The 20573-nt window shown below is 70.4% G+C and carries 24 protein-coding genes; 10 read left to right on the top strand and 14 right to left on the bottom strand.

Annotated elements, in window-relative coordinates; translation table 11 throughout:
• Positions 1–18 precede the first annotated feature (18 nt).
• Positions 19–1158: an Mrp/NBP35 family ATP-binding protein gene (locus ACYQ78_RS22500; RefSeq protein ID WP_459802845.1), complete on the top strand. Its 1140-nt coding sequence runs from the start codon at positions 19–21 to the stop codon at positions 1156–1158.
• Between the two features lie 167 nt (positions 1159–1325).
• Here ACYQ78_RS22500 and ACYQ78_RS22495 read toward each other — a convergent pair whose 3' ends face one another.
• From ACYQ78_RS22495 to sigE, 4 genes are all read right to left on the bottom strand, one after another.
• Complete coding sequence (locus ACYQ78_RS22495) at positions 1326–1685, bottom strand: sec-independent translocase (protein WP_459802844.1); 360 nt, start codon at positions 1683–1685, stop codon at positions 1326–1328.
• A gap of 75 nt (positions 1686–1760) precedes the next feature.
• Positions 1761–3152: a S1C family serine protease gene (locus tag ACYQ78_RS22490; protein WP_459802843.1), complete on the bottom strand. Its 1392-nt coding sequence runs from the start codon at positions 3150–3152 to the stop codon at positions 1761–1763.
• A gap of 124 nt (positions 3153–3276) precedes the next feature.
• Entirely contained in the window at positions 3277–3810 is a 534-nt protein-coding gene (locus ACYQ78_RS22485) for an anti-sigma factor family protein (RefSeq protein WP_459802842.1), read from the bottom strand.
• Positions 3807–4436, bottom strand: coding sequence for an RNA polymerase sigma factor SigE (sigE, locus tag ACYQ78_RS22480; protein WP_459802841.1), 630 nt, complete (start codon positions 4434–4436; stop codon positions 3807–3809). Before sigE ends, ACYQ78_RS22485 begins: the two co-directional genes overlap by 4 nt.
• Positions 4437–4563: 127 nt before the next feature.
• On the opposite strand from sigE, the gene ACYQ78_RS22475 reads away from it, so the two are divergent.
• Positions 4564–5193: an O-methyltransferase gene (locus ACYQ78_RS22475; RefSeq protein ID WP_459802840.1), complete on the top strand. Its 630-nt coding sequence runs from the start codon at positions 4564–4566 to the stop codon at positions 5191–5193.
• Here ACYQ78_RS22475 and ACYQ78_RS22470 read toward each other — a convergent pair.
• Positions 5177–6556, bottom strand: a complete 1380-nt coding sequence (locus ACYQ78_RS22470; RefSeq protein WP_459802839.1) for a leucyl aminopeptidase family protein — start codon at positions 6554–6556, stop codon at positions 5177–5179. The two genes, ACYQ78_RS22475 and ACYQ78_RS22470, sit on opposite strands and share 17 nt — an antisense overlap.
• Positions 6557–6665: 109 nt before the next feature.
• A complete protein-coding gene (locus ACYQ78_RS22465) occupies positions 6666–6833 on the bottom strand; it encodes a DUF3117 domain-containing protein (RefSeq protein ID WP_083502187.1) in 168 nt (55 codons plus the stop codon).
• A 183-nt stretch (positions 6834–7016) separates the two neighbouring features.
• Between ACYQ78_RS22465 and ACYQ78_RS22460 the strand changes: the two genes are divergently transcribed.
• Complete coding sequence (locus ACYQ78_RS22460) at positions 7017–7787, top strand: PaaX family transcriptional regulator (RefSeq protein WP_459802838.1); 771 nt, start codon at positions 7017–7019, stop codon at positions 7785–7787.
• On the opposite strand, the gene ACYQ78_RS22455 is transcribed toward ACYQ78_RS22460, so the two are convergent.
• A complete protein-coding gene (locus ACYQ78_RS22455) occupies positions 7774–8322 on the bottom strand; it encodes a DNA-3-methyladenine glycosylase I (RefSeq protein WP_459802837.1) in 549 nt (182 codons plus the stop codon). The two genes, ACYQ78_RS22460 and ACYQ78_RS22455, sit on opposite strands and share 14 nt — an antisense overlap.
• Positions 8316–8651 carry a hypothetical protein gene (locus tag ACYQ78_RS22450; protein WP_459802836.1) on the bottom strand — a complete coding sequence of 112 codons (336 nt, stop codon included), beginning with the start codon at positions 8649–8651 and terminating at the stop codon, positions 8316–8318. The genes ACYQ78_RS22455 and ACYQ78_RS22450 overlap by 7 nt, the downstream gene beginning before the upstream one ends.
• A 44-nt stretch (positions 8652–8695) precedes the next feature.
• On the opposite strand from ACYQ78_RS22450, the gene ACYQ78_RS22445 reads away from it, so the two are divergent.
• A complete protein-coding gene (locus tag ACYQ78_RS22445) occupies positions 8696–8893 on the top strand; it encodes a hypothetical protein (RefSeq protein ID WP_459802835.1) in 198 nt (65 codons plus the stop codon).
• Here ACYQ78_RS22445 and ACYQ78_RS22440 read toward each other — a convergent pair.
• The 3 genes from ACYQ78_RS22440 to dapE form a co-directional block, all read right to left on the bottom strand.
• Positions 8890–9459, bottom strand: a complete 570-nt coding sequence (locus ACYQ78_RS22440) for an LOG family protein (RefSeq protein ID WP_459802834.1) — start codon at positions 9457–9459, stop codon at positions 8890–8892. The genes ACYQ78_RS22445 and ACYQ78_RS22440 overlap by 4 nt on opposite strands.
• Complete coding sequence (locus ACYQ78_RS22435) at positions 9459–10229, bottom strand: LOG family protein (protein WP_459802833.1); 771 nt, start codon at positions 10227–10229, stop codon at positions 9459–9461. The genes ACYQ78_RS22440 and ACYQ78_RS22435 overlap by 1 nt, the downstream gene beginning before the upstream one ends.
• 185 nt (positions 10230–10414) lie before the next feature.
• Complete coding sequence (gene dapE / locus ACYQ78_RS22430) at positions 10415–11461, bottom strand: succinyl-diaminopimelate desuccinylase (protein ID WP_459802832.1); 1047 nt, start codon at positions 11459–11461, stop codon at positions 10415–10417.
• Positions 11462–11508: 47 nt separating this feature from the next.
• Here dapE and ACYQ78_RS22425 point away from each other — a divergent pair, with 47 nt between their 5' ends.
• The gene (locus tag ACYQ78_RS22425; RefSeq protein WP_459802831.1) at positions 11509–12279 is read left to right on the top strand and encodes a hypothetical protein; all 771 of its coding nucleotides are present in this window, start codon (positions 11509–11511) and stop codon (positions 12277–12279) included.
• Here ACYQ78_RS22425 and ACYQ78_RS22420 read toward each other — a convergent pair.
• The 3 genes from ACYQ78_RS22420 to fdxA are packed head-to-tail and all read right to left on the bottom strand — an operon-like array spanning position 12276 to position 14367.
• On the bottom strand, positions 12276–12869 hold the full coding sequence (locus ACYQ78_RS22420) for a DUF4178 domain-containing protein (RefSeq protein ID WP_459802830.1): 594 nt from the start codon (positions 12867–12869) through the stop codon (positions 12276–12278). The genes ACYQ78_RS22425 and ACYQ78_RS22420 overlap by 4 nt on opposite strands.
• A 57-nt stretch (positions 12870–12926) precedes the next feature.
• Entirely contained in the window at positions 12927–14012 is a 1086-nt protein-coding gene (dapC, locus tag ACYQ78_RS22415) for a succinyldiaminopimelate transaminase (RefSeq protein ID WP_459802829.1), read from the bottom strand.
• Between the two features lie 28 nt (positions 14013–14040).
• On the bottom strand, positions 14041–14367 hold the full coding sequence (gene fdxA / locus ACYQ78_RS22410) for a ferredoxin (RefSeq protein WP_061299825.1): 327 nt from the start codon (positions 14365–14367) through the stop codon (positions 14041–14043).
• A 98-nt stretch (positions 14368–14465) separates the two neighbouring features.
• Between fdxA and ACYQ78_RS22405 the strand changes: the two genes are divergently transcribed.
• From ACYQ78_RS22405 to ACYQ78_RS22385, 5 genes are all read left to right on the top strand, one after another.
• Positions 14466–14672: a putative acetyltransferase gene (locus ACYQ78_RS22405; protein ID WP_459802828.1), complete on the top strand. Its 207-nt coding sequence runs from the start codon at positions 14466–14468 to the stop codon at positions 14670–14672.
• A gap of 47 nt (positions 14673–14719) precedes the next feature.
• Positions 14720–15799, top strand: a complete 1080-nt coding sequence (locus tag ACYQ78_RS22400; RefSeq protein ID WP_459802827.1) for an ABC transporter substrate-binding protein — start codon at positions 14720–14722, stop codon at positions 15797–15799.
• 82 nt (positions 15800–15881) lie between these two features.
• Positions 15882–16634, top strand: a complete 753-nt coding sequence (locus ACYQ78_RS22395) for a class I SAM-dependent methyltransferase (RefSeq protein ID WP_459802826.1) — start codon at positions 15882–15884, stop codon at positions 16632–16634.
• 105 nt (positions 16635–16739) lie between these two features.
• A complete protein-coding gene (locus tag ACYQ78_RS22390; RefSeq protein WP_459802825.1) occupies positions 16740–18500 on the top strand; it encodes a hypothetical protein in 1761 nt (586 codons plus the stop codon).
• A gap of 7 nt (positions 18501–18507) precedes the next feature.
• A complete protein-coding gene (locus tag ACYQ78_RS22385) occupies positions 18508–20562 on the top strand; it encodes a UvrD-helicase domain-containing protein (protein ID WP_459802824.1) in 2055 nt (684 codons plus the stop codon).
• Positions 20563–20573: the final 11 nt, after the last annotated feature.

The following is a 20573-nucleotide window of genomic DNA, read 5'->3' as shown; positions in this document are numbered from 1 at the left end:
AGTTCGTAGCATGACTACATGGCACCGACCCCAGAAGTGGTGACGGCGGCCCTGGCGACGGTCAACGACCCTGAGATCCGCCGGCCGATCACCGAGCTCGACATGGTCAAGAGCATCGACATCGCCCCCGACGGGCTGGTGCGCGTAGGCGTCTTCCTGACGGTTTCCGGCTGTCCGATGAAAGACACGATCACCCGCGACATCACGGCGGCCGTCTCCAAGATCGAGGGCGTCACGCGCGTCTCCGTCGAGATGGACGTCATGAGCGCCGAGCAGCGTAAAACCCTGCAGACCAAGCTGCGGGGCAACCGCGGCCCCGAGAAGGAGATCCCGTTCGCCCAGCCCGGCTCGCTGACCCGCGTCTTCGCGGTCGCCAGCGGCAAGGGCGGCGTCGGCAAGTCGTCGGTGACGGTCAACTTGGCCGCCTCGATGGCCGCCAGCGGCCTCAAGGTCGGCGTGGTCGACGCCGACATCTACGGCCACAGCGTGCCGCGCATGCTCGGCGTGTCCGAGCGGCCGACCAAGGTCGAAGACATGATCATGCCGCCGGTGGCCCATGACATCAAGGTCATCTCGGTCGGCATGTTCAAGCCCGAGGGCAACAGCGCCGTGGTGTGGCGCGGCCCGATGCTCGACCGCGCGCTCCACCAGTTCCTCGCCGACGTCTTCTGGGGCGACCTCGACGTCCTGCTGATGGACCTGCCGCCGGGCACCGGCGACATCGCGATCTCGGTCGCCCAGCGCATGCCGTCGGCCGAGATCCTCGTGGTGACCACCCCGCAGCAGGCCGCCGCCGAGGTGGCCGAGCGCGCCGGGTCGATCGCCGTCCAGACCCACCAGCAGATCGCCGGCGTGATCGAGAACATGTCGTGGCTGCCCTGCCCCCACTGCGACGAGCGCATCTCGGTGTTCGGCGAGGGCGGCGGCCAGACCGTCGCCGACGCCCTCACCCGCACTCTGGGCTCCCGCGTCCCGCTGCTCGGCCAGATCCCGATCGACACCCGCCTCCGCGAGGGCGGCGACGAGGGCAAGCCCCTCGTCCTCACCGACCCCGACGCCCCGGCCGCGGCCGAACTGCGCCGCATCGCGGCGGGCCTGAGCAAGAAGAAGGGCGGCCTCAGGGGCATGAAGCTCGACATCAGCCCGGCCGCCCGCTAGAAGAACTTCTTCTTCCGTTACGGCTCCGCCTACCACGGCACCGCCCGCCGCCCCCGGCCCGCGCCGCACCCTGACGCCGACCGGCCGCGCCCGCCTCGCATCCAACGGCCAAAGCAAAGGGCCCGCTCAGAAGAGCGGGCCCTTTGTCATGGCTCACGTGTCGTGGCTCAGGTGGCCTCGTTGTCGTAGGGCGGGATCTCGCCCGCCGACAGCTCCACCGTCATCGGCGGGGGCGGCGGCTCGGCCGCCGTGGCCGTCTCCTCCGGAGTGGAGTTCCAGTCCTTCTCGACGTCGTCGAGCAGGTGCTTGCGCACGAAGTTCTTGGGGTTTAGATCGGTCGGGTCGAAGTTCTTGAACTCCGGCCCGAGGTTGGTCTCAAGGTCGGCGCGCGCGTTGTTGGCCATCTGCCGGAGCTGCCGCAGCGTCCGGCCCGCCTGTGAGGCGACACCGGGCAGCTTCTCCGGTCCGAAGACCAGCAGCGCGATCACTACCAGCGCCAGGATCTCCGCCCAGCCGAGTCCGAACACCGTAGATCTCCCTTGCCCTGCCCGAACCGTCGTGAATCAGACGTTGGCCATCACACTACTGCCCGGACAGGCGTGCTACGAGGGTTGGGCCGAGGGAGCCGGTGCCGCCCCGATCACGACATCGACCGTGCGCTCGGCGCCCGCCCGCGTGTAAGTGAACGGAACACGATCACCCGGTGTCTTGCTGCGGATCGTGACGATCAGCTCGCGGCTGTCGCTGATCGGCTGCCCGTCGACCTCGAGGATCACGTCTCCGGCCCGGAGCCCGGCCTTGTCGGCGGGCCCCTGCGGGGTGATCGGCGGAACCCCCCGGTCGGGCGCGTCGGCGATGCGGACACCCTGACCCTGGTAGTTCTGGTCGATCGTGATCCCGATGCGGGAGGTGCGCGCCGAGCCGGTGGAGATGAGCTCTTCGGCGATCCGGCGGACCTGGTTGACCGGGATGGCGAAGCCGAGGCCGATGCTGCCCGACTGCTGCCCGCCGAGCTGCTGCCCGGCCCCTATGGTGGCGATCGCGGAGTTGACCCCGATCACCTCGCCCTTCCCGTTGACCAGCGGGCCGCCCGAGTTGCCGGGGTTGATGGCCGCGTCGGTCTGGATGGCGTTGATCAGCGCCGAGTCGCGCCCGCTCTCGCCCCCGGCCTCGACGGGCCGGTTGAGCGAGCTGACGATGCCGGTCGTGACCGTGCCCGACAGGCCCAGCGGCGAGCCGATCGCGATGACCGGGTCGCCGACCACCATCGAGTCGGAGTTGCCCAGCGTCGCCTCGGGCGAGCCGAACGTCTCGTCGGGCTTCACCACGGCGATGTCGGAGTTGGGGTCGCGCCCCACGATCTGCGCGGTGGTCGACTCGCGGTTGGCGAACCGGATGCGGATCGCCCCGCCGCCTCGCGCCGCCGCGGCCACGACGTGGTTGTTGGTGACGATGTAACCGCCCCGGATGAGGAACCCGGAGCCGGTGCCCGCCTGCCCGCTGCCCTGCACCTCGAGCGAGACCACGCTCGGCAGCACCTTGGCGGCCACCCCGGCGATCGACTCGGGCGCCCGCCCGGTCGGCGCGGCGGCCGGGGTCGGGATGGCGTAGCCAGGGTCGAGCCCCGCGCTCGGGCGGGTCAGCAGATAGGTGCCGCACGACGCCGCGCCACCGGCCACCAGCGCGATGACCAGGCCGAGCGCGGCGAGAGTGCCGGTGCGGGGACCGGTGCGCCGCTCCCGCCGGGGCAGGAACTCGGTCGGCCCCATGGGCGGCGGCGCCCACCCCTCGCCCATGCCGAAGGCGGCGGGCGGCGGGGGTGGCGGCGGCGGGAAATAGGTCTGGGTGGGTTCACCACCGGGAAGTGGGGGCGGCGGGTGGGCCGCGCCCGGCTGCTGAGGCCGGCGGGGGGCGAACTCCTCATCGCCCCACTCGCCCGCCGGATAGAACTCAGGCCGCCCGTACGCGTCGTCGTCACGCGTGTCGTCGGTCATCGGTGCAGTCACTCCCAGCGGTTGTGGCGGGGCCGCCACCCAGTCTCATGAGAAAGGCACACGACCCGTGTCAAGCCAGATCGTATGCCGTCTCACTGCCCAGACGTGGGTCCGGTTAGTCGCGTCAAGGAACAAGCTTGGGCGAGGGACCCGGTGCGGGGGAGCCCGGCAGCCTGCTGTGAGGTGACGCGGTGACCTGCGGGGGGAACATCATCTCGGGCGCGGGGGCGGGGCGAGGCTCGCCGTTGACCAGGAAGAGCGAGCCGAGGGCGACCGCCGCCGAAGCCACTCCGACCGCGACGTAACCGGCCGCGCGGCGCCGGGGGCTACGGCCGGGGCCGGTCGCACCAAAAGGACGGCGGGCCGGACGGGTGTCGGCGGGGGCGATGCTGAAGGGGCCCGGTAGCTCGCGGGGCAGCTGGCGCGGTAGCGGGCGGGCCGGGGGGCCCATCTCCCCCATTCGCAGCAGCGACATCGTCAGGTCGGCCGGCATCGCGGGCGGGTCGAGGGAACGAAGGCGGCTTTTCAGCGCGCGCATCCCGTCGACCTCGTCGCGGCAGTCGGCGCAGAACGTCAGATGGGCGAGGGCTCGCTCGCGCTCGTTGTGCGCGAGCTCGCCGTCGATCAGCGCGGAAACGCGCTCACCAAGATGCGTCATGCTCCCTCCCGGGTGAAAGATGAAGGGGGAAGCTGGTCACCGCGCGGCGCACGGTGATCGAGCGCGTCGCGCAGTTGCGCGCGGGCCCGGTGGATGCGGCTGCGGACGGTGCCGAGCTTGACGCCCAGCGTCGCCGCGATCTCCTCATAGGAGAGGCCCTCGATGTCGCAGAGCACCACGGCGGCCCGGAACTCCGGGGCCAGCGCGTCGAGCGCGGCCTGGATGTCGGCGTCGAGGTGGTTGTCGTCGTAGGCCCGCTCGGGGGACGGCTCCCGGCCGTGCATGCGCTCGGCGGCGTCGTCGGCCAGCCCCTCGAACCGGATGCGCTGCTTGCGGCGCGCACCGTCGAGGAAGAGGTTGGTCGTGATGCGGTGCAACCAGCCCTCGAACGTGCCCGGCTGGTAGCTGGACAGCGACCGGAACACCCGGACGAAGACCTCTTGAGTCAGGTCTTCGGCGTCGTGGATGTTACCGGTGAGCCGGTAGGCGAGCCGGTAGACCCGTGCCGAGTGGTTTCTGACGACCTCCTCCCAGGTGGGAGGTGTCCAGGGGGACGCCTCAGCACCCGCCTGGTGGTCGTTGTCGTCCACCGGCAATCCTCTCTCCAGCACCGTTGCTACAGCCATAGTGCCTGGTTTCGCCCCTTCCTGCGTACCAGCGGCGAACGGCTAGAACAAAGACCGTTCAAAGCTGCAACGTCCCCGTTGCGGCGTGAGTTCCCGATCGGGGCGTACTCCCCTACGCTTGCCAACCATGAACACGGCGAGCCTGGCCCATGCGGAGGACTTCGTCCCGGAGGACGACGTCCTGCGCACCGCGCGGCAGCGTGGCGAGGAGGTGGGCGCCACGCCCATCCTGTCCGGCGGGGGCGCCGCGCTGTGTTTCCTGGCCACCGCGGTCAACGCGCGGTCGGTCGTCGAGATCGGCACCGGTTGTGGTGTCTCGGGCCTGTGGCTGCTGCGGGGAATGCGCTCTGACGGCACTCTGACCAGCGTCGACGTCGAGCCGGAGCACCAGCGGCTGGCCCGGCAGGCGTTCGCCGAGGCGGGTTACGCCAGCGGGCGCACCCGGCTGATCGTGGGGCGGGCGCTCGATGTGCTGCCGCGCCTCGCCGACGGCGGCTACGACCTCGTCTTCTGCGACGCCGCCAAGCAGGAATACGGCGACTACCTGTCCGAGGCGCTGCGGCTGCTGCGTCCCGGCGGGATCGTGGCCTTCGACAACGCCCTGTGGCACGACCGGGTGGCCGACCCCACGCAGCGCGACCCCGAGTCGGTCGCGGTCCGCGAAGTCGGCCGTCTCGTCAAGGGCGACGAGCGGCTGCGCCCGCTGATGCTCCCGCTGGGCGACGGCCTGCTCGCCGCCGTCAAGCTGACGAACTGAGCCAGTCGAGCAGCAGCCTGACCCCGAAGCCGGTGCCGCCCTTCTCGTTGCGGGCCGGTCCGGCGATGTCGAGATGGGCCCAGCGGCGCTCGCCGCTGAACTCCCGCAGGAACAGGGCCGCCTGCACCGAACCCGCCCCACCTCCGCCCTTGGCGTCGACGTTGGCGAGGTCGGCCACGTCGGAGTCGAGCGCCGCGCGCGAGTCGGCCAGCAGCGGCATGCGCCAGAGCCGCTCGCCGGTGCGGGCCGAGGACGCCAGCAGGCTCGCGGCCAGGGCGTCGTCGGTGGCGAACAGGGCGCCGAACCCGCTGCCCAGCGCGACCTTGGCGGCGCCGGTCAGCGTGGCGATGTCGATCATCACGTCGGGGTCGAGGTGGCGGTCGGCGTAGGCCATCGCGTCGGCCATCACCAGGCGGCCCTCGGCGTCGGTGTTCAGCACCTCGACGGTCCGGCCGCCGTATTGGGTGATGACGTCGCTGGGGCGCTGGGCGTTGCCGCCGAAGGAGTTCTCGGCGCAGGCGATCAGGCCGGTGACCCTGACCGGCACCTCGAAGGCCTTCAGCGCCGAGATGACGGCGATCACGGCGGCACCGCCGGCCATGTCGGTCTTCATGTCCTTCATCGACGCCGACGGCTTCAGCGACAGGCCGCCGCTGTCGAACGTGATGCCCTTGCCGACCAGCACGACGTGGCGGGTGGCGCCCTCGGGGGCGTAGGTCATCGTGATCAGGCAGGGCGGGTTGACCGAACCCTGGCCGACGGCGCGGATGCCGCCGAAGCCGATCAGCTCGGTGTCGACGGTGACCTCGACGCCCTCACCGGCCAGCGCGACCGCCCGCTCGGCCAGCCAGGCCGGTGACTTGATCGACGCGGGGGTGTTGGTCAGGTCGCGGGCGTCGCTGGTCGCCTTCGCCAGGGCCTCGCCCCGGGAGACCGCCGCGGAGTCGGCGCCGGAGACGACGATCTCGTGGACCGGGGTGGTTTTCGGTTCGCCCAGTTTGTAGCTGTAGGTGCCCAGGAGTGCTCCTGCGACCAGCTCGGCCACGTCGCCCTCGGGCGGGGCGACGATGGTCAGGCGGTCTCGGCCCTGGACGCGGCCGGCCAGCGCGGCGCCCGCTTTGCGGAGGTCGGCCGGAGACGGGCCGGTGCCGTACAGAAGGACCCGGCGGACGCCCTCGGCGGCGGCGACGGGTATTTCGACGATCTCGCCGGGCTCGCCCTTGGCCTCGTAGTGCGCGAGCAGGGCCGGGGCGGAAACCGGCAGCTCGACATCGGGGGCCAGGTCAGGGCCGAACGGGACGGCGAGGAACTCGGCGTCGCCGTCCACATCGGCCACGGTGGTCACGGTGGTCACTATGGGCACGGTCTCTCCACGTCGGGGTATGGGCTCGCGTTGGGTGTCTGCCCCAAAAGATTCGGCCCCGGCGCGGAAGTCCGCGGCGGGGCCGACGTCGCTCGATATCCGGCTGTAGTCAGCCGACCACGTTCTTCAGCGCGTCACCGAGGGCGCTGGCCTCATCCGCCGATAGCTCGACGACAAGCCGGCCGCCACCTTCGAGCGGGACTCGCATGACTATGCCCCGGCCTTCCTTGGTGACTTCCAGCGGACCGTCACCAGTCCGCGGCTTCATCGCCGCCATGCGTGTATCCCTTCCCGCGTTGTCGGCCGTCCAATGAAGGGTGGCCGGCGCATTCACGTCTTCTGTGATGTCCTATTATCCCGCCTCCGGGTTCAAAAAGGTAACGGGAGAGGACTCGGTTGAGGATCAAAGCGGTTCGCCTATGGATTGTCGGAGATGGTTCCTGACTCCACACTGGGTGGGGTGAACGCCCGAGCCGCGCTTTTCGACCTCTACGGGGACCATCTGCGCAGCCGCGGGGGGCGGGCGTCGGTGGCCGCCCTGGTGCGGCTGCTGGCGCCTCTGGAGATCGCCCCGCCCGCGGTCAGGACCGCGATCTCGCGGATGGTCAGGCAGGGCTGGCTCGACCCGGTCAGGCTGCCGCAGGGCGCCGGTTACGCCGCCACCCCGAAATGCGTGCGGCGTCTCGACGAGGCGGCCGCCAGAGTCTACCGGGGCGGCACCATCACCTGGCCGGGCCGCTGGCACCTGCTGGTGATCGAACCCGTCCGCGACCGCACCCGGCGCGAGCGCCTGCGGGCCCACCTGTCCTTCCTCGGGTACGCCCCTCTCTCGGAGACCACCTGGATCGGGCCCCGGGCCTCGGCCGAACTCGACCAGCTCGACCTGAAGGCCGACCGCTTCGAGGCCGTTCTGGACGGGGATCCGGCCGACCTGCTGGCCAGGGCCTGGGATCTCGACGCCATCGGGCGGGCCTACGACGAGTGGCTCGCGGGGGCCCGGCCGCTGATCGACGGGTTGTCCGGCGACGCCCCCGACGACCGGGTCTTCGCGGTGAGGTCGCGGTTCGTGCACACGTGGCGCAACTTCCTGTTCCGCGATCCGGGGCTCCCTGCGGCGCTGCTGCCCCCGGGCTGGCCGGGCGACAAGGCGCGGGCCTATTTCGAGCAGGAGGCGTCGCGGCTGATGCCGAGGGCGGCGGCCTTCGTGGAGCGCACCCTCACGACGTCCTAGCCACGCAACCTTCGATGTGGTCGTCGACCAGGCCGATCGCCTGCATGAGGGCGTAGGCGGTGGTGGGGCCGACGAACCGGAAGCCCTTCTTCTTGAGCTCCTTGGCCAGCGCCTTCGAGGCGTCGGTCGAGCTCGGGATCTCGGCCATCGACTGACGGACGGGCGCGCCGGGCTCGGCGTACTTCCAGACCAGGGCGTCGAGCCCTTCGGGGAGCTCCAGGGCGGCGCGGGCGTTGGCCATCGCGGCGTCGATCTTGGCGCGGTTGCGGACGATCCCGGCGTCGGCCATCAGGCGCTCGGCGTCCTTCTCGGTGTAGGCCGCCACCTTCTCGATCACGAAGCCGTCGAAGGCCTTCCGGAAGTTCTCCCGCTTGCGCAGGATCGTGATCCACGACAGGCCCGACTGGAAGGCCTCAAGGGTGACGCGCTCAAAGATCTTGTCGTCGCCGTGGACCGGGCGGCCCCACTCGTGGTCGTGGTAGTCGAGGTAGAGCGGGTCGCTGGTGGCCCAGGCGCAGCGGATGATCTCTACCATGCTTCTTCCGAGTCGAGCGACTTGGCCTGGAGGCGGCCCGCCATCAGCTCGGCCACCTTCTGTTCGAGGACCGCGATGCGGGTGTCGCGGTCGCGGATCGCGGTCGCGGCCCGCTGGAGGGTCTCGTCGACGGAACCGGTGTGGTAGCCGACCAGGCCGACCGGGAACTGCACGGTCACCAGATCGACGGCGGTCACCTGGGCGGCGTCGGGGAGTTCCAGGGGCGGCACGTCGGGCGGGAACTCCGCCATCGCCCCGCCCTGGCCCATGGAGACCCAGACCACGCAGCCCACGACCGCGAGAGCGGCGAGAACGAGTACGACCAGCACATACGAATCGTGCCACATGTCGCAGGCGTGAGAGCATCGATGGTATGCCAGTAGAGATCATCCGGCTTCCCGCCGACCTCGACGAGGCCATCGCCGTGGCCGCCGTGCTGACCTGGCGTGGGGTGTCCGGCTTCGAACCCGCCGACCCGGCGCAGGCCGAGGCGATCGCCCAGGCGGTCGCGATGACCGAGGCGATCGCCGGGCGCAGGCCACCGGCCCTGGCCCGGCGGGGGCTCGCCTAAGCCTCGTCGGTCCCGGGGGTGATCCGGGGAGTCGGCTGTTCCAGCAGGTCGAAGGCTTCTTCGACGGTCGTGGCCCACGCGATGCCGTCGAAGACGTCGGGGCGGGTGAAGCCCTGGTCGTACATGGTGGAGACCAGGTCTTTCAGGGGGGCGTAGAGGCCCCACGGGTCGAGCAGGACCAGAGGTCTCCGGTGGATGCCGAGGACGCGGGCGGTCCAGATCTCGAAGAGTTCCTCCATCGTGCCGATGCCGCCGGGCAGGACCAGGAAGGCGTCGGAGCGGGCGTCCATGACGCTCTTGCGCTCGCGCATGCCGGTCGTGACGATCAGCTCGGTCGAGTCGGTGTCGGCGATCTCGATGTCCACCAGGACCTGGGGGATCACCCCGATCGTCTGGGCACCGCCGGCGCGAGCGGCGCGGGCGACCTCGCCCATGCACGACACGATGGCGCCGCCGCTGACCAGGTGGTGACCCCGTCTCGCGAGCTCGGTGCCGGCGTCGGCGGCGAGCCGGAAGTACTTCGGGTCGATCTTCTGGGAGGAGGCGCAGAAAACGCAGACGTACATTATTGGGCGTCTCCCACGAGGCTCGACTCCTCCTCGCGGCGGCGGTCGGCCTCCACGATGATCTGCACGGCCTCGTCGACGTCGTCGGTGAGGCGGATCAGGTCGACGTCCTGGGGCGAGATCTTGCCCTCGCCGAGCAGCGAGGTCTTGATCCAGTCAATCATGGGGCTCCAGAACGAGGTGCCCATGAGGATCACCGGGAACGAGGTGACCTTCCGGGTCTGCACGAGCGTCAGCGCCTCGAACAGCTCGTCGAGGGTGCCGAAGCCGCCCGGGAGGGTGACGAAGCCGCAGGAGTACTTGACGAACATCGTCTTGCGGACGAAGAAGTAGCGGAACTCCACGCCCAGGTTGACGTATTCGTTCATCGACTGTTCGTGCGGCAGCTCGATGCCGAGGCCCACGGAGATGCCCCCGGCCTCCACCGCGCCCTTGTTGGCGGCCTCCATGCAACCGGGGCCGCCACCGGTGATGACGCCGTAACCGGCGTCGGCGAGCGCGCCCCCGAGGCGGACGCCGAGCTCGTAGTCGGGCGAGTCGGGCTTGGTGCGGGCCGAGCCGAAGACGGTGACCGACGGCGGCAGCTCTGCCAGGGAGCCGAAGCCCTCGACGAACTCGGCCTGGATGCGCAGCACCCGCCACGGGTCCATGTGGAGCCAGTCGGCGGGTCCGCGCCGGTCGAGCAGGCGCTGGTCGTGGGTGGAGTCGGGGACCATCTCGCCCCGGAGCAGCTGCGGCCCCTGGCGACGTTCGCGGCGAATCGTGTTCATGGGACGCCACGCTAGCCCCTCAGGATGGCCGCCGAAAAAATCTTGAGAATCCACACGGAACCGTGGAACCGGATTTCGCTCGGCGCCCGTCTAACAGTCGAGGGTGCTGCTCGGGACGGAAAGTGGCTTTCCCCGCCAAATGGCCGGCGAGGAAAGCCACTTTCTTCTTTCTCCAGGCAGAACGCCTAGGTCAACCACGTGGTCATGACCCGCTCCGCCTCGACGATCTTGTCGAGTTCGACGTATTCATCGACTTTGTGAGCCATCGCGGGATCGCCCGGCCCATAGTTCACCGCCGGAACTCCGAGTGCCGAGAAACGCGCCACATCGGTCCATGCCACCTTCGCCCGGGGCTCTCCGCCGACCGCTCGCGCGAAGGCCGCCGCCACCGGGTTCTCCAGACCCGGCCGGGCTCCCGGAGCCGAGTCCTTGATCGTCACCTCGAAGCCGTCGAAGACCTCGCGGATGTGGTTCTGGGCCTGCTCCTCGGTGAGGTCGGGGGCGAAGCGGTAGTTCACCGTCACCACGCACTCGTCGGGGATCACGTTGCCCGCGTGGCCGCCGCGGATCAGCACCGCGTTGAGGCCCTCGTGGTATTCGAGGCCGTCGACCACGGGCCGCCGGGGCTCATAGTCGGCCAGGCGCTGCATGATCGTGGCGGCGCCGTGGATGGCGTTGACGCCGAGCCAGCTTCTGGCGCTGTGGGCGCGGACGCCCGTCGAGAGGATCTCGGCGCGGATGGTGCCCTGGCAGCCGCCCTCGATCTCGCCGTCGGTGGGCTCCATCAGGACCGCGAAGTCGCCGCGCACCCAGTCGGGGTGTTCGCGCACCAGCACGCCGAGGCCGTTGCGGGCGGCCTCGACCTCTTCCAGGTCGTAGAAGACCAGGGTCAGGTCGCGGTTGGGCGTGTCGAGCAGGGCCAGTTTGAGCTGGACGGCCACGCCGGCCTTCATGTCGGTCCCGCCGCAGCCGATGAGGCGGTTGCCCTCGACCCGGCTCGGCACGTTGCCCGCGATCGGCACGGTGTCGAGGTGACCGGCCACCACGACCCGCTCGGCGCGGCCGAGGAAGGTGCGCGCCACGATGTTGTTGCCGTGGCGGTCGACGGTCAGATGGGGCAGCCGCCGCAGCGCCTCCTCGATCTCGTCGGCCAGAGCCTTCTCTTCGCCGCTTTCCGATGCGATGTCCACCAGCTCGGCGGTCAGCGCCTTCACGTCCTGATCAAGTCGCATGTCGGCCGAGCCTATTGCAGGCCTGCGAGAAGGTAGGTTCTTGGGCTGTGAGCCGGCGCCCCTCCAGAACAGCACTGACCATCGTGGCCATCGTGGTCGTGCTGGCGGGGGCGATATTCTTCGCCGGTTACCAGATCATGAAGGCGGCCGAGCCGTTCGCGCTGGGCGAGGGGTGCACGATCACCGTCCCGTCGGGCACGCTCGACCTCGATCTGGAGCAGTCGCAGATCGCCTCGACCATCGCCGCCGTCGCGGCCCGGCGCAAGCTGCCCAAGCAGGCGCTGGAGATCGCCTACATCACGGCGATCCAGGAATCGAAGATGACCAACATCTCCTTCGGCGACCGCGACTCGGTCGGCATCTTCCAGCAGCGGCCCTCGCAGGGCTGGGGCACCGTCAAGCAGATCATGGATCCGGTGTACGCCACCCGCCGCTTCTTCGCCGCCCTGGAGAAGGTCGACGGCTACCTCGACATGAGCCTCCACGACGCCGCCCAGGCGGTGCAGCGCTCGGCCGACGGCGGCGCCTACGCCGACCACCGGCACAACGCCGAGATCCTGGCCACCGCCTTCCGCGGCGACCAGCCCCGCGCGGTGCACTGCTGGTATCCGCCGAAGGAGTCGCCGCCCCCGCCGCAGCAGGCCGCCGCGACCAAGGAGTTCACCCGGGCCAGGGGCGCGTCCAAGGAAGACTGGCTGAAGGCGACCTGGTACGTCACCCACGCCCCGGTCTACGGCCTGCGCGAGGTCGTCCAGGAGGGCTACCGGTGGACGGCCGCCGACGGCCACGACGGCTGGAAGCCGGTCGCGGAGGGCTAGGCCTTGCGGTCGACCTCGATCGAGCCGGGTGTGAGCGGCGAGGCGTAGGAGGCGACCCACTGGCCGCCCTGCACCCGCTGGAACGCCAGCAGGCGGCCGTCGTTGGCGCGGTAGTCGGCGAAATCGAGCAGGCCGCGCTCGGGCAGGCCGGTCATGCCCTCGGCCCGGTAGGCGACCGTGCCGCGTTCGCCGGGGAAGAACTCGACGCCTTCCATGATCAGCATGCTCTTGGCCGGGACCATGCCCTGGGCCCTGACCGGCGTCCACAGCATGACCTCAAGGCCCTCGGGCCGCTCCTGGACCGAGAGCCAGTGGACCCGGCGGCTGCCGTCGTCGAGCAGGTGCTCGGTCCACTCATCGCCCTGCCGCATCAGATGGAGGGCGCCGATGGCCTTGAACCGGGTGCCCTCGACGGTGGCGGTGTCACCCACCTGGAGGGTCCGCGGGTCGAAGAACTCAGGCTCCAGGAATTCGTCGAAGAACTCGGAATCGACGTCGGCGCGGCCCCGGCCACGCCGATCCCGGCGCGCGGCGACCAGCACGACGACCACCGCTGCGAGGCACAGACCGAGCACCACCGCTGTCGTCATGGCGCGCGATCCTATCAACACAAACGCGGCATATCAGCCCGTATGAGGCTGGCTCACCTATGCGTTTGTGAGGCGTGCGACCGCTGCGGCGATTCGTTCGTCTGTGGCGGTGACGGCTACACGGATGTGGCTCTCACCGGAGGTGCCGTAGAAGCTGCCGGGGGCCACGAGGACGCCCAGCTTGGCCAGCCGGGCGACCTGGTCCCAGCAGCCGGTGCCGTCGGTGGCCCACAGGTAGAGGCCGGCCTCCGAGTGCTCGACGCGCCAGCCCGCCGACTCCAGCGCGGCCCGCAGGGCGGTGCGCCGGGCGGAGTAGCGGGCGCGCTGCTCGTCGGCGTGGGCGTCGTCGCCGAGGGCGGCCGTCATCGCGGCCTGCACCGGCTCGGGCACGATCATGCCGGCGTGCTTGCGCACCTCGAGCAGGCGCTTCACCAGCGCCGGGTCGCCCGCGACGAACGCGGCGCGGTAACCGGCCAGGTTGGAGCGCTTGGAGAGGGAGTGGACGGCCAGCAGGCCCTCGTGGGAGCCGCCGCTGACGTCGGGGTGGAGGATCGAGACCGGCCGCTTCTCCCAGCCGAGCTCGATGTAGCACTCGTCGGAGGCGACGATCGCGCCGCGTTCCCGCGCCCAGGCGACGACCTTGGCGAGGTGTTCGGCGGGCAGCACCCGGCCGGTGGGGTTGCTCGGCGAGTTGACCCAGACGAGCGGAACCCGCTCCGGGCCGAGCGAGAGCAGCCCGTCGGTCGGGAAGGGCTGCGCCCCGGCCAGCCGCGCGCCGACGTCGTAGGTCGGGTAGGCGAGCTCGGGGAAGATCACCTTGTCGCCGGGGCCCACGCCGAGCAGGGTCGGCAGCCAGGCGACCAGTTCCTTGGAGCCGATCGTCGGCAGCACCGCGGCGGGGTCGACCGTCACGCCGTGGCGGCGGGCCAGCCAGCCCGCCGCGGCCTCACGCAACCGGGCCGTGCCGTAGGTCAGGGGATATCCCGGACTGTCGGCGGCGCCGATGAGCGCCCTGCGCACGACTTCGGGGACCGGGTCGACGGGGGTGCCGACCGACAGGTCGGCGATCCCGTCGGGATGCGCCTCGGCGGTGCTCTTGTAAGAGGCCAGGCTGTCCCACGGGAAGTCGGGCAGGGCGATCACGAGAAAGGGCTCCAGTGGTGAGCGTTGTTTAGTGGTCTTCGGCCTGAGGAGGCAGTGCGGCCACTACGGGGTGGTCTGCGTTGATCTTCCCAACCTTCGAGGCGCCGCCGGGCGACCCCAGGTCCTGGAAGAAGTCAACATTGGCCTTGTAGAAGTCCTTCCACTGCTCGGGCAGGTCGTCTTCGTAGAAGATCGCCTCCACCGGGCAGACCGGCTCGCACGCCCCACAGTCGACGCACTCGTCGGGGTGGATGTAGAGCATGCGCTCGCCCTCGTAGATGCAGTCGACAGGGCACTCTTCGATGCACGCCTTGTCCAGGACATCCACGCAAGGCTGCGCGATGACGTAGGTCACCTCTAGCTCCTTCTTTCCGGCACGACATGGGCCGCAGGTTGCTCCGTCCTAGTATTGCGGTGACTGTCAGGTGGCCGGAACAGGGAGGGGCCAATGTCATGGCCTTCCAGCTCAAGGTGACCATCACCCCGGCCGACGTCGGGCGCCGGGTCTCCGTCAGGCGGGCGCTCCCCGAGGGGTTCCGCGACGTCGTCGGGGTCCTTGAGACGTGGGAGAACGGCATGCTCTCGGTACGGAAGAGGGACGGCACCGTGGTCGAGTTCCCCGAAAAGGTCATGGCCGCGGCAAAGGTCGTCCCCGGCTGAGGCGCGCCGTCTCGACGCGGCGGGACATGGCGCCAAGCATTCGAATCGTGACCAGACTCGTGACCACTCCCGCGCTGGCGGCCCTCCTGGCCCTGGCGGCCTGTTCGTCCCAGGGCGGCGAGACCAAGGCCCTGCCGCCGGTCAACGTGAAGGGCGCCAGCCTCCAGGCGGGCTTCGGCACCATGGACCGGCTGGTCGAGGCGGCCCAGAAGGAAGGGAAGCTCACGGTCGTCGGGCTGCCCCGCGAATGGGTCAACCACGGCGAGCTGATGGACGTCTTCGCCGACAAGTACGGCATCGCGATCGAGTCGCTCAACCCGGCGGCCAACAGCCAGCAGCAGATCGACGCCGTCGCCTCGGCCCAGAAGCCCGACGTCTTCGACCTCAGCGTCGACGTGGCGCTGGCCAACGCCGCCACGTTCGCCCCCTACCAGGTGACCGGCTGGACCGACGTCCCCGACGAGGTCAAGGCGACCAACGGTGCCTGGTACGCCGGATACGGCGGCTACATGTCGATCGGCTACGACCCGCGCAAGATGAAGGCGCCGGTTTCGTACACGGAACTGCTCAAGCCCGAGGGCCGCGCGGCCGGCACCACGGTCGCGCTCGCGGGCGACCCGCTGAAGAACGCGAACGCCTTCAACGGCGTGATGGCGGCCTCCATGAAGGGCGACCAGTTCGACGCCCGCAGGGGCGTGAAGGCCTTCGCCGACCTGAAGAAGGCCGGGGCGGTCGCGGCCGCGCCCGAGCAGGCGGCGGCGGTGCTCGACTGGGACTACCTGAACACGGCCCGCTCGGCCGCCAACGCGGCGAACTGGCAGGTGACCATCCCGGCGGGCTCGATCCTCGCCTCGCCCACCGTGCAGGCGATCAGCGCGAGCGCGCCCCACCCGGCGGCGGCCCGGCTGTGGACCGAGTTCCTGTTCTCGGACGAGGGCCAGAACATCCTGCTCAGGGGCTACGCGCGCCCCTCGCGGATGGAGGCCATGCAGATGAAGAGCACCCTCGACAACGAGGCGGCCGGGAAGCTGCCCAAGGTCGACGGGACGCCGGTCTTCCTGAACATCCCGCAGCAGGACGCCGCGAAGCTGTATCTCAAGCAACACTGGTCTCAGCAAATGAGCTGAAAAACACTGATTCCACGGCTGGCGTACAGTATGCGGACAACCGTGGAAGTGAGCCATCTTGCGATACGACACACCGACGCTCATGAGGTGGAACGCTCGCGCCTACGACAGCTCATTCGGCTATGTCTCGGCGAAGGGCGCTCCCCTCGTGGAGCTGCTCGACCCGCAACCGGGCGAGCGCGTGCTCGACCTCGGCTGCGGCACCGGCGTGCTCAGCGGTGAGATCGCGGTGCGCGGGGCGTACGTGCTGGGGATCGACGGGTCGCACGCGATGATCGAGGCGGCCATCGCGCAGTTCCCCCGGCTCGACTTCGCCGTCGGCGACGGCCACGACTTCAGCGTGTCCCAGCCGTTCGACGCGGTGTTCTCCAACGCGGCCCTCCACTGGATGCACCGCGACCCCGACGCGGTCATCGACAACGTCCGCTCGGCCCTGCGGCCCGGCGGGCGGTTCGTGGCCGAGCTCGGCGGCGCCGGCAACTGCGCCGCGCTGACCTCCGCCATGCTGACGGCGTGGCGTGAACACGGTCTGCGCGAGCCCGAACTGCCCTGGTACTTCCCCAGTCCGGCCGAGTACGCCGTCCGATTGGAACGCGCCGGTTTCACCCTGCGCATCCTGGAGCACTTCGACCGGCCGACCCCGCTCGACGAGTGCCCCAACGGCGCCGCCGACTGGGTGCGGATGTTCGCCGGGTCGCTGCTCGACGGCCTGTCCCCGGCCACGGTCGAGTCGCTGCTGCGCAGGGTGAACGAGCTCGCCGCGCCCGCTCTGCGGCACGACTCGGGCTGGATGGCCGACTACGTGAGACTCCGTTTCGCCGCCGTGCGCCGCTGAAGGGTGACACCATCGTTTGTGGCTGTTCGTCACGGATGAAACTCCCGCCACGGCAGGGGATTTGCCAGACTATGGTCTGGTCTTACGGAAGTGATGGGGATAGCGATGAACTTCTGCCTGAGTGACCTCGTGCCACCACTGCGCTGGAGTGACGCTGCCGCCATCCTGGCCGGTCGGGCGGGTCTGCCCGACGCCTGGTGGCGGTCCCTGCCGATGAGCCGGGTGCTGGCCGCGTTAGGGCCCGAACCCCTCGCCGAACTCCTCACCGACCTGACGCTCGACCAGTGGCCCGCGGCGTCGGTGGGCGACGTCCTTCCGGCCCTCCACGTGCTCGACGCCGACGACGCCGACGACCCCCAGGTGGGGATCGCGCTCGACCGGGCCGGGTCGTGGGCCGGGCTGCTCGCGCTGACCGGACGCGAGCTGACCGAGCAGCCCTTCGTGAAGGCCCGGCCGCTGATCACCGCGCTCTATTCGGCGGTGCTGACGAAGCTGGCGGGCGAGACCCCCAGACCGCCCTCCAAGGCCGCCGAGCCCGAGGAGCCCTACGAGACCAAGGCCGCGCTCAAGGCTCCCATCAACGGCAAGGCCGCGCCGAAGCCGAAGCCGCCGCCGTGGGCACCGTTCGAGACCAAGGCCGCCGTCGCCGAGGAGCCTCCCGCCGAGGACCCCGCGCCGGCTCCCGCGCCGGCTCCCGTCGTGCCGCAGCCGCGCCTGAACGCGGAGGACGGCGAGATCGACTTCCCCGAGGTGATCGACCGGGTCTTCGCCTCGCTCGACGACCAGAGCTGGATGGTCGCGCAGAACCGGGTCTTCACCGACTCCCCCACCTCGCCCGAGTCGCTCTCGAAGCTGCTCGGCGTGTCCGCGAGCCTCATCGAGGTGCGGGAGAACGCGCTGCGCTCCCGGCTCAAGGAGTGGGTGGCCTCACCGGCCGCCGCCCGCTACCGCGCCTACCTGCTCGACCTGACCGACCTCCTGGGTGTCGCCGCGCCGAAGTCGCGGCTGGTCAACGCCGCCGAGTGGCACACCAGGGAACTGCCCTCGCTCGACGTGCTGGCCTGGCAGTTCGTGCTGGCCACGCTGCCGGGTTACCAGATCTCCGGCGACTGGATCGTCCAGGGCGACCTGGCCGAACTGCACGACCGCACCCGCGGCCTGATCGTGAACGCCGAACGTCCGCCCACCGTCTCGCGGGCCCTCGAACTCGTCTCCACGCTCGGCATCCACCCCGAGGTCGCCAAGGAGTGGCTGGAGAACGTACCCCAGTTGCGCATACAGAGCCCCAACGGCGGTCCACCACCCGTACAGTTGCCCCTGTCGCCGGTCTCGCCTCCGGCGGGGCCCTCGCCCCTGCCGGTCGACGTGGCCCAGACGCAGCGCTGCTTCCGTCAGCCCGACGGACGCTGGTGGCTGCGGATCGACGTCGACCCCGGCCACCTGGCCGGGACCGCCGTCGCGCTGCCCGAGGGATTCGCCCTGTATCTGGGGTTGTCTCCGGGTGGTGAAAGGACGGTGCGCAGCGCCGCCGGAGACGTCACGATGACCTGGCGGGAGTCCCCCGCCATCGACTCGCTCGGCCGTATCCTCACCGAGGTCGCGGCCAAGGAGGGCAGCCACATCTTTCTCACCCTCTCGGACGAGGGCATGCTCAGAGTCCGCCATCTCCCCGCCGCACCCGCCGGCGGCGACACCATCGCCCGGGCGCTGCGCCTGGTCGGTTACACGGCCCCCGGTGGATCAGCCGACCAGGCCGATCGTGTGATCGCGACCCGGATCGGCCTCACCGGGCCGACCACGCCCGACGAGTTGCGGGCCCGCCTCCGAGAACGTGGGGACAGAGACCTGCTGTCCCTGCTGGGATAGGCCCCCCATGCCCCGCCTCGCCGTCTCCCTGGACTTCACGCAGGATCTCGCCGCACTGGCCCGGCCGGTGCGCCGGGACGCCGTGGTGTCCGTCAGGCGGTTCCTGCACAACTCGCCCGCCGGGCCGGTGCCCGAACGCGTCCGCAACGCGCGCGACCCACGGGTGACGACGTTACGACTGGCCGACCGGCACCGGGCGGTGGCCGTGCGCCAGCGTGACGTCTACTGGCTCGTCACCGTTCTCCCCGACGCCGAGGCCTACACCTACGCGCAGCGGCACCGCTTCACCGTGAACTCCGCGATCGGCGTGATCGAGGTCTGGGACGCCGAGTCGCTGGCCCGCGTCGAGCCCGCCCTCCGCCGGTCGTCGGCGGGGTCGGAGAAGCGCCTCTACGGCCACATCTGCGAGACCGACCTCATCGACATCGGCATCGACCAGGAACTCCTGCTGCCGATGGTCCGGATGATGGCCACCGACGCCCACCTCGCCGCCGTCGAACCGCTGCTGCCGGAGAGCCAGTACGCCCCCCTCGCAGCGCTGGCCCGGGGCGGATCGCTGACCGACGCCTGGCGCGAACTCGACGGCTGCCGGGTGACCACGGTCGAGAACGTCGACGTCGACGACCTGGAGGGCGCGCTGCTGCGCTCCCCCGGCAAGGCCGCCTTCGCCGCCGACCGGGTGGAGCTCGACCGGGTGCTGACCAAGCCCCACTGGTGCACCTTCCTCTATCCGCCGCAGCACACCTACGCCAACTGGCCGGTCTACGACCGCCCCGTGCTGGTCACCGGAGGCGCGGGCACCGGCAAGACGGTGATCTCGCTGCACCGGGCCGCCTATCTGGCCAAGGAGAACACCGGGCCGATCCTGCTGGCCACCTTCTCGCAGGTGCTGGCCAACGAGCTGTCGGCCAAGCTCGACCTGATCATCGACGACGAGATCGTGCGCAAGCGCGTCGAGGTGACCAACGTCGACCGGCTGGCCCACCGGATCGTCTCGGCGGCGGAGGGCAAGGCCCCCACGCTGGTCGGCGACGTGACCAAGCTGTGGGAGGAGGCGGCGGGCAGCCGCTTCGGCGCGGCGTTCCTGCTGCGCGAGTGGGAGCAGGTGATCCTCTCCCAGAACCTGCGCACCTTGGACGAGTACCTCATGGCCGAACGCCCCGGGCGCGGAGCACAGCTCTCCCGGGACATCCGCACCAACGTCTGGCGGGCGGTCGAGCACGTCGAGGGCCGTCTCCGGGAGCAGGGCCGCCGGACCCTCCTCCAGCTGGCCTCCGAGGGCGCCGAGTTACTGGGGCGCACGACCGACGTGCTCGAGAGCGACGCGCCGAGGCGGGAGCCGTACAAACACGTGGTGATCGACGAGGCGCAGGACCTGCACCCGGCGCAGTGGCGCCTGCTGAGGGCGGCGGTGCCGCCCGGACCGAACGACATGTTCATCGTGGGCGACCCGCACCAGCGGATGTTCGACACCCGCGCGGCCCTCGCGGGCATGGGCATCCCGGTCCGCCGGTTCCACCTCAAGATCTCCTACCGCCTGCCCCACGAGATCCTCTCCTTCGGTGTACGGCTGCGCGGCGGCGGCCCGGTCGACGGTCTGGTCGAGGGCGCGGCCGAGATGTACGGCTACCGCTCCACCGTCCACGGCCCGCGCCCCCTCGTGCGCGAGTACGTCTCCCAGGACGCCGAGATCGGTGGTCTGGTGGCCCACGTGAGCGACTGGCTGGCCGACGGCGTGGCCCCCGAGGAGATCGCGGTCTCCGCCCGGACGGTCGAGATCGTGCGCGCGGCCAGAGCCGCCCTGCGTGACGCGGGCATTGAAGTGAAAGTCACGATGCTGCACGGTATGAAGGGGCTGGAGTTCCGGCGGGTGGCCGTGATAGGTGTCGCAGAGGGGATCATCCCGGCGCCCGACGCGCTCACTCCCGCCACCGAAGATCCGACGGCGCGAGCGCACGACCTGCAGCGAGAACGGGGGTTGCTCTATGTCGCGTGCACGCGGGCGAACGAACTGCTCTACGTGTCCTACTCAGGTCGGGCCAGTCCCTTCCTTCCCGCCTGATCCCCTAATCT

Source organism: Herbidospora sp. RD11066 (genome assembly GCF_054661255.1).
The sequence above is the reverse complement of the archived record's forward strand: the minus strand, read 5'-3'. Positions and strand labels throughout refer to the sequence as shown.